The sequence below is a fragment of the Pedococcus sp. 5OH_020 genome, assembly GCF_027812955.1.
Lineage (GTDB): Bacteria > Actinomycetota > Actinomycetes > Actinomycetales > Dermatophilaceae > Pedococcus.
In genome coordinates this window covers 396,845-410,957 of record NZ_JAPYZV010000001.1, presented here as the reverse complement: position 1 = coordinate 410,957, position 14,113 = coordinate 396,845, and the positions used below count along the sequence as shown (strand labels likewise).

The window sequence follows — 14,113 nt, the reverse complement described above, 5'->3', positions numbered from 1 at the left end:
GTTGCCGTCATGAGCAGTAGCACCGTGGGGGTCGGTGCCGACGACCTGGTGACCGGCGAGGCGGTGGCTCTCGACCTGCCGCATGCGGCGCTCGGTCTGCGGATGGTGTCCGGGCTGATCGACATCCTGCTCGGCTATGCCGCGCTCTTCGGGCTCCAGCTCGGCCTCGGCCTGCTCGTCGCCGGCGCGGACGACGCGCTGGTGTCGGCGATGCTCACGGTGGCGGGGATCGCGGCGATGGTCGCCATCCCCACCACCTGCGAGACGCTCACCCGGGGCAAGACGCTGGGTCACCTCGCCCTGGGCCTGAGGACGGTGCGCGACGACGCCGGACCGATCGCGTTCCGGCAGGCTCTGACCCGGGCGATGCTCGGCGTGGTGGAGCTGTACGGGTGCTGGGGGGTGCCGGCCCTCGTGTGCGCCGCGTTCAACAGCCGGGGCAAGCGGTTCGGCGACCTGCTCGCCGGGACGTACGTGGTCCGGGACCGCCAGAAGATCCGGCTCCCTCCACCGACCGAGATGCCACCCCATCTCGCCGGCTGGGCCAGTGCCGCCGACCTGGCTCCCCTGCCCGACCAGCTCGCAGCTGCCGTACGCCAGTTCCTGGCTCGGGCCGGCACCTTCACGCCGGCGGTACGGGAGCAGCTCGGCCAACGGCTGCTGGAGGACGCCCTGCCGTATGTGGCACCGTCACCGCCCCACGGGAACCACCCGGAGAACATCCTCAGGGCGATGCTGGCCGAGCGCCGGACGCGGGACCTGGGCCGGCTCGAACGCGAGGCCGCTCTGCGGAGCCGGCTGCTGCCTCCGGAAACGGCGGACGCCGCCGAACCCCGCTCCCCCGGCTCCTGAGCCACCTTGTGCTCCGGCGTAGGTCGAAGCGGTCGCCGCCACCCCGGCCTACTCGTCCAGCAGGACGGCGTACCCGGGCTTCACCACGGTCTCGATGATGGCGAGGCGTTCGTCGAACGGGATGAACGCCGACTTCATCGCGTTGATGGTGACCCACCGCAGGTCCTCGATCGTCCAGCCTGCGTCCTGCACGAGCAGCTCCATCTCGCGGGACATGGTCGTGCCGCTCATGAGGCGGTTGTCCGTGTTGACGGTGACCCGGAAGCGCAGCCGCTTGAGCAGCGAGATGGGGTGCAGGGCGACGGACAGGGCGGCACCCGTCTGGACGTTGCTGCTGGGGCACATCTCCAGAGGGATCCGCATGTCCCGCACGTAGGCGGCGAGCCTGCCCAGGTGCACGTCGGCCGCCTCGGCGCTGACGGCGGCAGCGACGTCGTCCGCGAACGCCTTGTCGTCGACCGTCAGGTCGTCGACGATCCGCACGCCGTGTCCGAGCCTGTCGGCGCCACACCACTGGATCGCCTCCCAGATGCTGGGTAGGCCGAACGCCTCGCCGGCGTGGATGGTGAAGTGCGCGTTCTCGCGGCGCAGGTACTCGAAGGCGTCGAGGTGACGGGTGGGCGGGAAGCCTGCCTCCGCGCCGGCGATGTCGAACCCCGCGACGCCCTGGTCCCGGTAGCGCACCGCGAGCTCCGCGATCTCGGTGCTCTTGGCGGCATGCCGCATCGCGGTGAGCAGGGCCGTGACGCGGATGGGGGTGCCGGCGCCCGCCGCCTCCTTCTCGCCCTCGCGGAAGCCGTCGTTGACGGCCTCGACGACCTCCTCCAGCGCCAGGCCGGCCTCGAGGTGCTGCTCGGGTGCGTAGCGGCTCTCCGCGTAGACGACGCCGTCGGCGGCAAGGTCCAGGACGCACTCGCGGGCCACCCGCCGCAACCCGTCGGCGCTCTGCATGACGGCCAGCGTGTGGTCGAAGGTCTCCAGGTACCGGACGAGCGAGCCGGAGTCCGCACTCTCGCGGAACCAGGCGCCGAGGCTCTGCGCGTCGGAGGCGGGCAGTCCGGCATACCCGACCTCGTCCGCGATCTCGACGATGGTCTGCGGCCGCACGCCGCCGTCGAGGTGGTCGTGCAGCAGCGCCTTCGGAGCCCGCCTGATGCGCTCGTCGGAGGACTGCGGCTGCTCGAGGGGCTCCTGGCGGTCGCCCTTGCGGCCGAAGATCACGCCTCCCCCTCGCCGGGCTCGTCGACGTCGCGGTTGACGGCCTCGGGCGAGAACGCGGGGAGGCAGACTGCGACGTACTCGGCGCCCTCGTGGCCGGTCGAGTAGCGGATCCGCTCACCGGCCCTCGTGATGACGCTCTGGCCCGCCTCCACGCGCACCTGACCCCCGTCATGGTCCACCAGCACAGCACCGGCGAGGACGAGTGTCACCTCGTCGAACTCCGGCGCCTGGAACGGCTCGGTCCAGTCAGCTGGAGCCTTCATGTGGGCCACCGACACCGCGTCCGTGCCGGTGTTCACCCGCCCCACGTGCTCGTCGATGATCTTCCCGCCAGGGACGGGGATGGTCGTGGGAGTCGCGATGAGCTCAGGCACCGGGCCACCCTAGCGCCCGGCGCGCCGGGTCACCGGGGCTCAGCGGCAGGCGAAGCTCGAAGCGGCAGCCGTGCTCGAGGTTGCGGACCTGCGCGGACCCGCCGTGGGCCTCGGCGACCCCTCGGACGATCGACAGCCCCAGGCCCGCGCTCCCGTCGCCGGGCGTGCGAGCCCGGGTGCCGCGCCAGCCCGCCTCGAACACCCGGTCCAGCGCTTCGGCCGGGATCCCCCCGCAGCCGTCGTCGATGCTCACCACGGCGTCCTGGCCGTCCTGGTCCAGGGCGACCCGTACCGCACCCCCAGGCGGGGTGTGACGGATGGCGTTGACCACGAGGTTGTCCACTGCGCGCGACACCTCGCGGGCGTCGAGAGCCGCCGACACGTCGTGGTCGACGCTGCCCGTGAGCCGCACCCCGCCCGCGTCGGCGAGCGGCTGACAGGACGCCAGCGCGTCCGACACGAGGTCGGCGACCACCACGGGCTCACGCTGCAGGGTCAGCGACGGCGACTGGAGCCTGGACAGCGCCAGCAGGTCGTCGACGAGGCTGCTCATCCGCAGGACCTGTCCCTGCAGCTGGTCGAGGTAGTCGCGAGGATCGCGCGCGACGCCGTCCTGGAGAGCCTCGGTGAGCGCTCGCATGCCGGCCAGCGGCGTACGCAGGTCGTGCGACACCCACGCGACCAGCTCGCGGCGGCCGGACTCCAGCTCGCGGTCCCGCTCCTGCGCGGCGAGCGCCATGGCGGCGTCGCGGTGCAGCCGCTGGATGCGTACGGCGATCACCCAGCCGATGGCGACCGCGATGGGCAGCGAGACGAGCAGCACCAGCAGGACCGTCGCGGAGTCGCGCTCGGCGAGGAACATCGCGCGGGCGCTGGCATAGACCCCGCCGGCCACCGACCCGACGATGACCACCGGCGCGACGGCCGCCGCGGCGGCCACTGAGCGTCGAGCGATCGCGACGACCAGCAGAGCCCCCACTGTGCCGATCACCGTGGCGACCACGGCGGAGAGCGCGACAGCCTGCAGCTCGGTCCCACTCATCTCGGCAGTCCGCCGACCCTCGGCTCGCCAGTGACGGGGTCCCAGCGATAGCCGACGCCGAAGACGGTGACGAGCCGGGAAGGGTGCGAGGGGTCGGCCTCGACCTTCTCCCTCAGCCGGCGCACGTGCACGGTGACAGTCGACTGGTCGCCGAACTCCCAGCCCCACACTCCCCGCATGAGCCCCTCGCGGTCCTGCGCCTGGCCCGGATGGGCGAGGAACCAGTGCAGCAGGTCGAACTCGCGCGTGGTGAGGGACAGCTCCACACCGTTGCGATGTACGCGGTGCGCCACCGGGTCGAGGACGAGGTCACCGTCCCGGACCACGTCGGGCGGGGGCGCGGCGGGAACTGCGGGGCTCGCGCGCCTGAGCACCGACTGGACGCGCAGCACGAGCTCGCGCGGGCTGAACGGCTTGGTCACGTAGTCGTCGGCACCGACCTCCAGCCCCAGGATGCGGTCCTCCTCCTCGCCCCGGGCCGTGAGCATGAGCACGGGCACCGCGGACTGCATGGTGCGCAGGCGCCGGCATACCTCCAAGCCGTCGATGCCGGGGAGCATCAGGTCGAGCACCACCGCGTCAGGCGGCCTCGCCCGCGCGGCCGCCAGCCCGCTGGCGCCGTCGCCAGCCTGCTCGGCCTCGATCCCGGCGCGCTCCAGGTACGCGACGACGACCTGCGACACGGTCGTGTCGTCGTCGATCACCAGGACGCGAGCCACCCGGTCAGGATAGGGCCGGCGCATGCGGCGTCCGGCTGCCTGCCGGCGCAGTCACCAAGCCGTAAGAACCGGGTAAGCGGCGCGTGATGGAGTGCGGCGCCGGGGGCCGCTCTACTGGACGGCATACCGGCCGAGCGGCCGGACAGGAGAGGTGAAACCCCATGAACCACAAGCGAGTCCTCGGCACCGCAGCCGTTCTCGGCGCCGGCGCCATGCTGTCCCTGGGCGCCGCCGCGACAGCCGGCGCCGCCGGCGTGAGCGGCCCCGCCATCTACGTCGACCATGAGCTCTACCGCACCGTCGCCACCCCCACGGACCTGTCCGGCACCGGGGCGCCCGCCCAGGCGTGGGACACGATCTACAGCTTCAACGGAGCCCAGCGCAGTGTCGCGACCGCCGCCCCTGGTGACGTCGGCTTCACGGGGGGCCGCTGGCAGGTCCACAGCGTCACCTTCCCCCAGGGCTACGCAGCGGCGCTGGCTGCGGGCGACCTCGACGGCAACGGCGTTCTCGACGCCACCGCCGAGGTGCAGGCCGCGATGGCGTCCGGCGCCGCGGTGGACAACGGCGTGGTGAAGTACTTCGTCTGCACGATCAACAAGGTGCCGGGCTGAGACTGACCCCAGGTGACGAGCCTGAGGCGTGCCGCGACGAGCCCGACACGTCCCGCGACGAGCCTGACGCGTCCTCCGCGGCGAGCGGGACGCGTCAGGCGATCTTCTCGATGACCAACGGGAGGAGGTCGGGTCGGCTGCCGTCGGGCGCGATGGTGAACGACCCGTCCAAGGCCTCGAGGGCACGGGAGAACCGCTCTGGGGTGTCGGTGTGCAGCGTCAGGAGCCTCTCGCCCGCGCGCACGGTGGCGCCGGGCTTGGCGTGCAGCTCCACGCCGGCGCCAGCCTGGACCGGATCCTCCTTGCGAGCGCGGCCAGCGCCCAGACGCCACGCTGCGACCCCGACCTTGAGGGCGTCGAGCTGGGTCAGCACGCCGTCCACCGGGGCGAGCACGTCCTCGGCCTCCTTGGCCACCGGCAGGGGGGCCTCCGGGTCGCCGCCCTGAGCGCGGATCATGCGGTGCCAGGCATCCATGGCGCGGCCGTCCGCCAGGGCGTCGGCAGGGTCGGCGTCCTCGCGTCCCGCGGCGGTCAGCATCTCGCGGGCAAGCGCCACGGTGAGCTCCACGACGTCCTGGGGGCCGCCACCGGCGAGGACCTCCACGGACTCGCGCACCTCGAGCGCGTTGCCGGCCGTCAGTCCCAGAGGGACCTGCATGTTGGTCAGCATGGCCACCGTCCTCACCCCGGCGTCCGTGCCTAGGTCCACCATGGTCCGGGCCAGCTCACGCGCGTCCTCGACCGTCTTCATGAACGCGCCGCTGCCCACCTTGACGTCGAGCACCAGGGCGCCGGTCCCCTCGGCGATCTTCTTGCTCATGATGGAGGAGGCGATGAGAGGGATGGCCTCGACGGTGCCGGTCACGTCGCGCAGCGCGTAGAGCTTCTTGTCCGCCGGCGCCAGCCCCTCGCCCGCGGCACAGATCACGGCGCCGACGTCCTCGAGCTGGCGGAGCATCTGCTCGTTCGTCAGGGAGGCCTGCCAGCCGGGCACCGACTCCAGCTTGTCGAGCGTCCCCCCGGTGTGGCCAAGACCCCGGCCGGACAGCTGCGGCACGGCCACCCCGCAGGCGGCGACCAGGGGCGCCAGCGGCAGGGTGATCTTGTCACCCACCCCGCCGGTGGAGTGCTTGTCGGCAGTCGGCCGCGACAGTGCGGAGAAGTCCATCCGCTCTCCGCTGGCGATCATCGCGCTGGTCCAGCGCGCGATCTCGCGGCGCGTCATGCCGTTGAGCAGGATCGCCATCGCGAGGCTGGACATCTGCTCGTGGGCGACGACCCCGCGGGTGTAGGCGTCGATGACCCAGTCGATCTGGCCGTCCGACAGCTCGCCCTTGTCGCGCTTGGTGACGATCACGTCCACGGCGTCGTACGACTCGGTCATGCCGGTCCTCCTGCGATCGAAAGGTTGTCGGGGCCGAACGCCTGGGGCAGCACCTGGCTCATCGGCTGGACGCCCTCCGGCGTGAGCAGCAGGCAGTGCGGGCCACCGTGCTCCCAGAGCAGCTGCCGACAGCGACCGCAAGGCATGAGCGGGGCCCCGTCGAGCCCGACACACGACACGGCGACGAGGTGCCCGCCGCCCGTGGCGTGCAGCTCCGAGACCATCCCGCACTCGGCGCAGAGCCCCACGCCGTACGCCGCGTTCTCGACGTTGCAGCCCACGACCACGCGGCCGTCGTCCGCGAGCCCGGCGACGCCCACCGGGAAACGGGAGTAGGGCGCATACGCGCGGTGCATGACCTCCACCGCGGCGGCGCGCAGGGCGTCCCAGTCGACGTCGGTCGGGCTGTTGCCACCGGCGTCGGGTGACACCGCCACCTAGTGCCCCTCGCCCTTGCGGTAGATCTGCCCGTCAGCCATGGGCATCCGCAGCCGCTGGGAGGCGAAGGCGAGGACGAGCAGGGTGGTCACGTACGGCGTGGTGCCGGTCAGCTCCGCAGGTACCGCGTCCGCGGCGAGGTACCACCATCCGACGAGGCCGCCGACCACAAGGGCCAGCACCCCCTGGACGAGCCGGCGGTTGCGCACGACCTGCCAGACGCCCACCGCGATGAGGAGCACTGCGAACAGCAGCAGGAACGCGTGCACCGTGGCGCCACCCCGAAGCTGCACCGCGTCGGTGTAGCCGAAGAGGGCTGCACCGGTCAGCAGCCCGCCGGGGCGCCAGTTGCCGAAGATCATGGCGGCGAGGCCGATGTAGCCGCGGCCACCGGTCTGACCGTCGCGGTAGATGTTCGCGGCGACGATGGCGAGGAAGCCGCCGCCCAGACCAGCGAGCCCACCGGAGATGAGCACGGCGAGGAACTTGTAGCGCAGGACGTTGACCCCCAGCGTCTCGGCCGCAACGGGTGACTCCCCGACCGAGCGCAGCCGGAGACCGAAGGCGGAGCGCCAGAGCACCCACCACGTGCCGACGAACAGCAGTACGGCGATGATCGTCAGCACCGAGATGTTGGTGCACATCGCCCGCAGGACCGCGGCCACGTCGCTGACGAAGAACCAGTTCTTCTTCTCCACGGTGCCCAGTCCGTCCGACACCCCGGGCAGGGTGAAGGCGGGCAGCCCCTTGATCGGTGGGGACTGCGTGGGGCCGCCGCCGGGCAGGCCGGTGAAGAAGCGGGCCGCGAGATACTTCGCGACGCCCAGGCCGACGATGTTGAGCGCGACACCGGACACGATGTGGTCGACCCCGAACGTGACCGTGGCGATGGCGTGGATCAGCCCGCCCAGGACGCCCATGAGCACCGCGCCCAGCACGCCTGCCCAGGGTCCGAGGTGGTACCCGAAGAACCCGGCGCCCCAGGTGCCCAGGATCATCATTCCCTCGAGGCCGATGTTGACCACGCCGGCGCGCTCGGACCACAGGCCGCCCAGACCGGCGAGCCCGATCGGGACGGCGAGCCCGATGGCCGCGGCAAGGGCTCCGGAAGAGGCGATGTCGTCCGCCCCCGTGACCACCCGGAGCACCGACACCAGTGCCAGCCCGCCGACGCCGATGACGGCCCACTCCCGCGGTCCCAGGCGTCGGCGCGGGGTCGGCCGGTCGGTCAGCGTCTGGGTGCCGACCTCGAGTCCGGCGGCACTCATGCCGGCGCTCCTTCCGTGGCAGGGGCGCTGCTTCGCTGGGCGGCCAGCTCGCGGGCGACCCGGCTCTGCTCGAACCGCTTGTCGGCCCGCCGGATCAGCTCGTAGGCGATGACGACGGCGAAGAGGATCACGCCCTGGATGATGTTGACCAGCTCCTGCGCCACGCCGGCCTGGATCTGGAGGGCGTTGGACTGGACGTCGAGGAAGGCCCAGAGGATGGAGGCGAAGGCGATACCCACGGCGTTGTTCCGGCCGAGGAGCGCGATCGCGATCCCAGCGAAACCGAGACCGGACTGGAACGTCGTGCCGTAGTTGTAGTCCTGCCCGAACAGGAGCGGCATGCCCACGAGGCCGGCCAGTGCTCCCGACGCGATCATCGCGGTCATGACCATCCGGGGCACGTTCACGCCGCTTGCCACCGCCGCGCTCTCGGAGCGGCCGGTGGCCCGCAGGTCGAAGCCGAAGCGGGTCCTGCCGAGCACGAACCAGTACAGGAAGCCGACGAGGACAGCGAGGAAGACGAGGCTGTAGACGCGGTTCGTCGCGCCGGGGACCAGCTGGAAGCCCTGGAGCTGCGACGACTCCGGGATGGTCCTCGTCTGGATGCTGTTCGAGCCCTGCGCGCGGTCGGCCACCTTGAGCAGGAGCCAGCTCACGACGCCCGTGGCGATGGCGTTCAGCATGATGGTCGAGATCACCTCGGAGACCCCGCGCCTGACTTTGAGGTAGGCGGCGATGCTGGCCCACAGTCCTCCGACCACCATCGCCACGACCAGGCTGGCGAGGATGTTGAGCCAGCCCGGCAGCCAGCCCTCACCGGCGAAGACGGCCGCCGCGAACACCGCGACCCGGTACTGGCCGTCGACCCCGATGTTGAAGAGGTTCATCCGGAAGCCGACCGCCACCGCGACGGCGGAGAGGTAGAACACCACGGCGGCGTTGACGATGTTGACGGTCTGGCGGGGCTTGGGCACCGCCAGGATGGTCTTCCACACCTCCCCCACCGGGTCGCCGACCGCCGCGAGAACGATGGACGTGATGACGAACGCCACGACGAGCGCGAGCACGGGGGCGGCGAGGCTGAGCAGCGCCCGGCGCGCGTCGAAGGGCCTCATCGGGACTCCTCCCTCTCACCGGCGCCGGTCATGGCGGCGCCGAGGTCCTCGGCCGTGACGACGTCGGGGTCGAAGTCGCCGGACAGCCCGCCGCGGAGGATCACCCGGATGGTGTCCGACAGCCCGATCAGCTCCTCGAGGTCCGCGGAGATCAGCAGCACGGCGAGCCCCTCGCGCCTGGCGGCTCGGATGTGGTCCCAGATGCTCGACTGGGCGCCCACGTCGACCCCGCGGGTCGGGTGGGCGGCCACCAGCACCTTGGGCCGGTGGCTCATCTCCCGTCCGATGATCAGCTTCTGCTGGTTCCCACCGGACAGCGAGCCCGCCGTGACGAAGATCGACGGCGTCCGGACGTCGTAGTCCTTGACGATGCGTTCGGTGTCCGCCTTGGCCGCCCCCGCGTCGATGAGCTGGCCCTTGACGTTCGGCGCCTCGGTCTGGTGGCCGAGGATGCGGTTCTCCCACAGCGGCGCCTCCAGCAGCAGCGCATGCCGGTGCCGGTCCTCCGGGATGTAGCCGACGCCCGCCTCGCGGATCGCCCTCGTGTGCCAGTCCGAGATGTCGGTGTCCCCCAGGTACACCTCACCGGAGGTGGGTTCCCGCATCCCCATGATGACCTCGACCAGTTCGGCCTGGCCGTTGCCCTCGACGCCGGCGATGCCGAGCACCTCGCCGGCGTGGATCGTCAGGGAGATGTCGTCCAGCACCGGTCGCCCGGTGCCGCCGCCCAGGACCAGATGGTCCACCCGCAGCAGGACCCGGTCGGTGACGGTGGACTCCTCGGTGGTGGGCGAGGGCAGCTCCGACCCGACCATGAGCTCGGCGAGCTGCCGGGCGTTCACGGTGGAGGGGTCGACCGTGTCGATGGTGGTCCCTCGCCGGATCACGGTGATGGAGTCGGCCACCTTCAGGACCTCGTCGAGCTTGTGCGAGATGAACAGCACGGTGAGGCCCTCGTCCTTCAGGCCGGCGAGCTGGGCGAACAGCTCGTCCACCTCCTGCGGCACCAGCACGGCCGTGGGCTCGTCCAGGATGAGGGTCTTGGCTCCGCGGTAGAGAACCTTCAGGATCTCGATCCGCTGGCGGGCGCCGACGCCCAGGTCCGCCACGAGCGCGTCCGGGTCGACGCCGAGCTTGTACGCCTCGGAGATCCGCCTGATCTCGCGCTTGGCGGAGTCCCCGATGCCGTGCAGCTTCTCCGCGCCCAGCACGACGTTCTCGGCAACGGTGAGGTTGTCGGCCAGCATGAAGTGCTGGAACACCATGCCGATGCCCGCGGCGATGGCATCGGCGGGAGAGTGCAGGTTCACGACCTGCCCGTCGACCTTGATCGTTCCCTCGTCGGGCCGCTGGACGCCGTACAGGATCTTCATCAGGGTCGACTTGCCGGCGCCGTTCTCCCCGACGATCGCGTGGACCGTGCCGCGCCGGACCGAGAAGGTGATGTCCTTGTTCGCTACCACGCCGGGGAAGCGCTTGGTGATGCCCTCCAGCTCGACGGCCGGGGCACTGGCGGTGGCGCGGTCCGCCACGGTCTGCGTCAGCGGTGGGGAGGCGGTGATGGCTCACTCTCCTGGTCCTGGCCCGCAGCACTGCGGGCGGTTGGCGCACGGTCGGAGAACCACCGTACGGGGCGCTGCAAGGCGTGGAGGACAAGCGCACGGCCCGGGTCTGACGCTACCGCGCCGGCCCGGGCCGTGTGACCGATCCTTGGCGTATCAGGGGGTGACGGGCACCGTGATCTTGCCGTCGATGATCTGCTGCTTGTATGCATCGAGCTTGCTCTTGATGTCGTCGATCTTGCCACCGGTCGTGGCGTAGTCCACGCCACCGGCCTTGAGGTCGTAGACCTTGTTGCCGGTCAGCTCCTTGCCGTCCGCCGCCGACTTGATGAAGTCGTACACCGCGACGTCGACCTTCTTGATCATCGAGGTGAGGATCACCGAGCGAACGTCCGCGGGGGCCGTGAGGGCCTGGTCGGAGTCGACCCCGATGGCGAGCTTGCCCGCGGCCTTCGCCGCCGTGAAGACGCCACCGCCGGAGCCGCCTGCGGCGTGGTACACCACGTCGGCGCCCTTCTGGTACATGCCCTCGGCCGCCGTCTTGCCCTTGGCCGGGTCACCGAAGCCGCTGAAGTCCGGCGGCTGCGTGAGGTACTGGCTGTCGACCTTGATGTCCTTGTTCACGGCCTTGGCGCCGGCGATGTAGCCCGCCTCGAACTTCTTGATCAGCGGGACGTTGACGCCGCCGACGAAACCGATGTGCCCGGACTTCGACTTCAGCGCGGCAGCCGCGCCGACGAGGAACGAGCCCTCGTTCTCGGCGAAGGTGATCTGGTCGACGTTGTCGCCCTTGGAGTCCGGCGAGGCGTCGTCGACGATGGCGAAGTGCACGTCCTTGTTGGCCTTCGCCGCCTTGCCGACCGCCTTGGCGTACGCGAAGCCGACAGCCACGATGTGCGTGTAGCCCGCGTCGATGAGCTGCTGGAGCCGCTCGTCGCGCGCCGCCTCGTTCTCCCCGGCCACTGCGGCCGCCTCCTTGGCGTCCACCCCGAGCTGGCTCTTGGCCTTGTCCAGCCCCGCCGCCGCGGAGTCGTTGAACGACTGGTCGCCCCGTCCACCCACGTCATAGGCCATGCCAACCTTGATCTTCTTGGCGGAGCCGCTCGAGGACGAGCTGCCGCTCCCGCTCGGCTGGTCGTTGCCCGAGCTACCACACGCGGCGAGGGCCAGTGCTGCCACCGATACGACCGCTGCAACCTTCATCGTGCGACGCAAGGCTGTCTCCTGTTCTCTGGGGATGCACGAGGCGCTGTGCTGCGCCTGCGTTGTATGCACGAGGCGCTGTCCTGCGCCGCTAGGCCGTGAGGATAGCCGCCCGGGCTACCGGCTCATCGGACGTTGGCCAACAGTCGCTGCAACCGTTACCGATCCGCGACTGTCGGCTCCGGTGTGCTCGGCGCCGCCTTCACGACCCCGGCCACCGCGACGGCGGACAGCAGCCGGGCGCCCTGGAGCACTGACGCGTCGTCCACCACCAGGTCACCCTGGTGCAGGTCGTACGTATGACCTCCCGGCGAGCGCGTCCCCAGCCGCGCCATGGCCCCCGGCACCGCGCGCAGGTACCAGGCGAAGTCCTCGCCTCCCAGCGACTGCGGCGTGCCGACATGGTGCAGCCCCGCCCCATCGCAGGCCTGCCGCAGCACCTCGATGGCGTCTCCGTCGTTGACGACCGGGGGCACCCCCTGGACGTGCTCAAGGACCGCCGTCACCGCGTACGGCGCGACCACATGCTGCACGGCCTGCTCGAGCAGGGAGCCGAGCGTGGCCCAGGCCGCGGCGTCGAGCATCCGCAGGGTGCCCGCCGCCATCCCGCTGGACGGGATGACGTTGGCGGCCTGGCCGGCGTGCACCTCGCCCCACACCAGGGCGAAGGCGGTCCGGGGGTCCAGGCGACGCGAGAGTACGGCGGGAAGCTCGGTGACGACCTTGGCCAGGGCGAAGGTGAGGTCCTCCGTGAGATGCGGGCGGGAGGTGTGCCCGCCGCGGCCGGTCAGGTGCACCACGACCCGGTCCGCCGCCGCCGTGATGGGCCCCTCGCGCAGGCCCACGCTGCCCACGTCCAGGGTGGGGTCGCAGTGCACCGCGAAGATCGCGTCGACCGCGTCCAGAGCACCGTGCGCGATCAGGTCGACGGCTCCGCCGGGGATGACCTCCTCGGCCGGCTGGAAGAGCACCCGAACGGCGATCCCGCGTTCGCGCAGGGCGTCCTCGTGGGCCTTGAGGGCCAGGGCAGCGCCCACGGCCGCCGCGACATGGACGTCGTGGCCGCAGGCGTGGCAGATCCCCTCGGTGGTCGACGCCCAGGGGAGGCCGGTGCGCTCCCCGACGGGCAGCGCGTCCAGGTCCGCTCGCAGGGCGACACGGTAGGCGGGCTGCTCGGCGCCCAGGTCGGCGACGAGGCCGGTGACCGGGAAGGTGCGGGTCCGGATGCCCGCCTGGGTCAGCCGTGCGGAGACCAGGGCCGTGGTCCGCGACTCACCCCGGGACAGCTCGGGGTGCGCGTGCAGGTCGCGCTGCAGGGCCAGGAGCTCGGAGGCGAGGTGGTCGATGCTGGTGCTCAGGTCGGCCAGCAGGTGGTCGTCGGTCATGTCACGGCGCACTCTACCCACCCTGCCATCAGCCGGCGCGGACCCGGTCGACGAACCGGTGGGCGGGGCCCTCGAGCCGGCGGCGGAGCTCGAAGAAGAGGTCGGCGGCGCGGGTGCCCGACCACTGCGCCGGCAGCAGCTCGGGGGCGAGGCCGGGGTCGAGGTACGGCAGTCGCCGCCAGACGGTCAGGGCCTGGACGTAGTCGGCGAAGGCCCGGCCCTCCTGCCCCTCGCGGTCCGCGCGGTCCGCGCCGTCCCCGCCGTCCCCGCCACCCTCGCCACCCTGGCCGACGCCGTCGCGCCACCTGCTCAGCGAGGGTTGGAAGGTCCCCACGAACTGTCGGTACAGGACGTCGAGCCCGGCGAGGTCCCACCAGCTGGCGGCCTCCTCCTCCACTCCTCGGAAGCCCAGGTAGTCGGCATGGAAGAGGTCGACGTACGCGTCGAGCCCCTCGCTCGCCAGCATGTCGCGGGTCTCGGCCTCCAGATGACCCGGTGCGATCCAGACCCCGGGCCCGACCGTGCCGAAGCCCAGCCATGCCAGACGGGAGCGCAGTGCGTGGCGCTTCTGGCGCTCCGACTCCGGAACGCTGAACACTGCGAGGACCCAGCCCTCACCGAGGCTGGCACGCTTGCGGCCGAAGATGCGCCGGTCGCCGGCGTCAAGGATCTGCCGCGCCCGGTCGGAGAGCCGGTAGCCGGCGCGGCCGTCCACCCGCTCCGGCTCGAGCATGCCTCGGCGTTTGAGCCGCGAGATCGAGGACCGGACAGCCGGCTCGTCCACGCCCACCTCGTCGAGCAGCCGGATCAGTGCCCCGACGCTGAGCCAGCCTTCCTCCTCACGCGCGTAGAGGCCGTAGAGCGTGACGATGAGGGCCCGCGGGGGCGGCTCCGGCGACGGGCCAGGCTCGGACGGTGACGCGGACACCCGCCGAG

General features: G+C 71.5%; 14 protein-coding genes. 2 read left to right on the top strand and 12 right to left on the bottom strand.

Translation table 11 applies throughout. The features are described 5' to 3' along the window. Positions 1–9 precede the first annotated feature (9 nt). Positions 10–852 (top strand): RDD family protein, encoded by an 843-nt coding sequence (locus PHA84_RS01805; RefSeq protein WP_270886374.1) that lies wholly within the window; start codon positions 10–12, stop codon positions 850–852. A gap of 48 nt (positions 853–900) precedes the next feature. Here PHA84_RS01805 and PHA84_RS01800 read toward each other — a convergent pair whose 3' ends face one another. The 4 genes from PHA84_RS01800 to PHA84_RS01785 all read right to left on the bottom strand — a co-directional run bounded on the left by PHA84_RS01800 (position 901) and on the right by PHA84_RS01785 (position 4,208). Next, positions 901–2,007 carry an adenosine deaminase gene (locus tag PHA84_RS01800; RefSeq protein WP_442952814.1) on the bottom strand — a complete coding sequence of 369 codons (1,107 nt, stop codon included), beginning with the start codon at positions 2,005–2,007 and terminating at the stop codon, positions 901–903. A gap of 62 nt (positions 2,008–2,069) precedes the next feature. After that, complete coding sequence (locus PHA84_RS01795; RefSeq protein ID WP_270886372.1) at positions 2,070–2,447, bottom strand: cupin domain-containing protein; 378 nt, start codon at positions 2,445–2,447, stop codon at positions 2,070–2,072. Then, positions 2,440–3,489: a sensor histidine kinase gene (locus PHA84_RS01790; RefSeq protein ID WP_270886371.1), complete on the bottom strand. Its 1,050-nt coding sequence runs from the start codon at positions 3,487–3,489 to the stop codon at positions 2,440–2,442. The genes PHA84_RS01795 and PHA84_RS01790 overlap by 8 nt, the downstream gene beginning before the upstream one ends. Beyond that, positions 3,486–4,208, bottom strand: a complete 723-nt coding sequence (locus PHA84_RS01785; protein WP_270886370.1) for a response regulator transcription factor — start codon at positions 4,206–4,208, stop codon at positions 3,486–3,488. Before PHA84_RS01785 ends, PHA84_RS01790 begins: the two co-directional genes overlap by 4 nt. A gap of 161 nt (positions 4,209–4,369) precedes the next feature. Here PHA84_RS01785 and PHA84_RS01780 point away from each other — a divergent pair, with 161 nt between their 5' ends. Next, on the top strand, positions 4,370–4,822 hold the full coding sequence (locus PHA84_RS01780) for a hypothetical protein (protein ID WP_270886369.1): 453 nt from the start codon (positions 4,370–4,372) through the stop codon (positions 4,820–4,822). Between the two features lie 94 nt (positions 4,823–4,916). Here the strand turns inward: PHA84_RS01780 and PHA84_RS01775 are convergent, their stop codons facing one another. The 8 genes from PHA84_RS01775 to PHA84_RS01740 all read right to left on the bottom strand — a co-directional run bounded on the left by PHA84_RS01775 (position 4,917) and on the right by PHA84_RS01740 (position 14,105). Beyond that, complete coding sequence (locus PHA84_RS01775) at positions 4,917–6,206, bottom strand: thymidine phosphorylase (protein ID WP_270886368.1); 1,290 nt, start codon at positions 6,204–6,206, stop codon at positions 4,917–4,919. Beyond that, positions 6,203–6,643, bottom strand: a complete 441-nt coding sequence (locus PHA84_RS01770; RefSeq protein ID WP_270886367.1) for a cytidine deaminase — start codon at positions 6,641–6,643, stop codon at positions 6,203–6,205. Before PHA84_RS01770 ends, PHA84_RS01775 begins: the two co-directional genes overlap by 4 nt. Next, on the bottom strand, positions 6,644–7,912 hold the full coding sequence (locus PHA84_RS01765; RefSeq protein ID WP_270886366.1) for an ABC transporter permease: 1,269 nt from the start codon (positions 7,910–7,912) through the stop codon (positions 6,644–6,646). It lies immediately after the preceding gene. Next, a complete protein-coding gene (locus tag PHA84_RS01760; protein WP_270886365.1) occupies positions 7,909–9,027 on the bottom strand; it encodes an ABC transporter permease in 1,119 nt (372 codons plus the stop codon). The genes PHA84_RS01765 and PHA84_RS01760 overlap by 4 nt, the downstream gene beginning before the upstream one ends. Beyond that, complete coding sequence (locus tag PHA84_RS01755) at positions 9,024–10,559, bottom strand: ABC transporter ATP-binding protein (protein WP_270886364.1); 1,536 nt, start codon at positions 10,557–10,559, stop codon at positions 9,024–9,026. Before PHA84_RS01755 ends, PHA84_RS01760 begins: the two co-directional genes overlap by 4 nt. Before the next feature lie 186 nt (positions 10,560–10,745). Then, complete coding sequence (locus PHA84_RS01750) at positions 10,746–11,792, bottom strand: BMP family lipoprotein (RefSeq protein ID WP_270886363.1); 1,047 nt, start codon at positions 11,790–11,792, stop codon at positions 10,746–10,748. A gap of 158 nt (positions 11,793–11,950) precedes the next feature. Continuing rightward, on the bottom strand, positions 11,951–13,177 hold the full coding sequence (locus PHA84_RS01745) for an amidohydrolase (protein ID WP_270886362.1): 1,227 nt from the start codon (positions 13,175–13,177) through the stop codon (positions 11,951–11,953). A 28-nt stretch (positions 13,178–13,205) separates the two neighbouring features. Next, positions 13,206–14,105: a PaaX family transcriptional regulator gene (locus PHA84_RS01740; RefSeq protein WP_270886361.1), complete on the bottom strand. Its 900-nt coding sequence runs from the start codon at positions 14,103–14,105 to the stop codon at positions 13,206–13,208. Positions 14,106–14,113 lie beyond the last annotated feature (8 nt).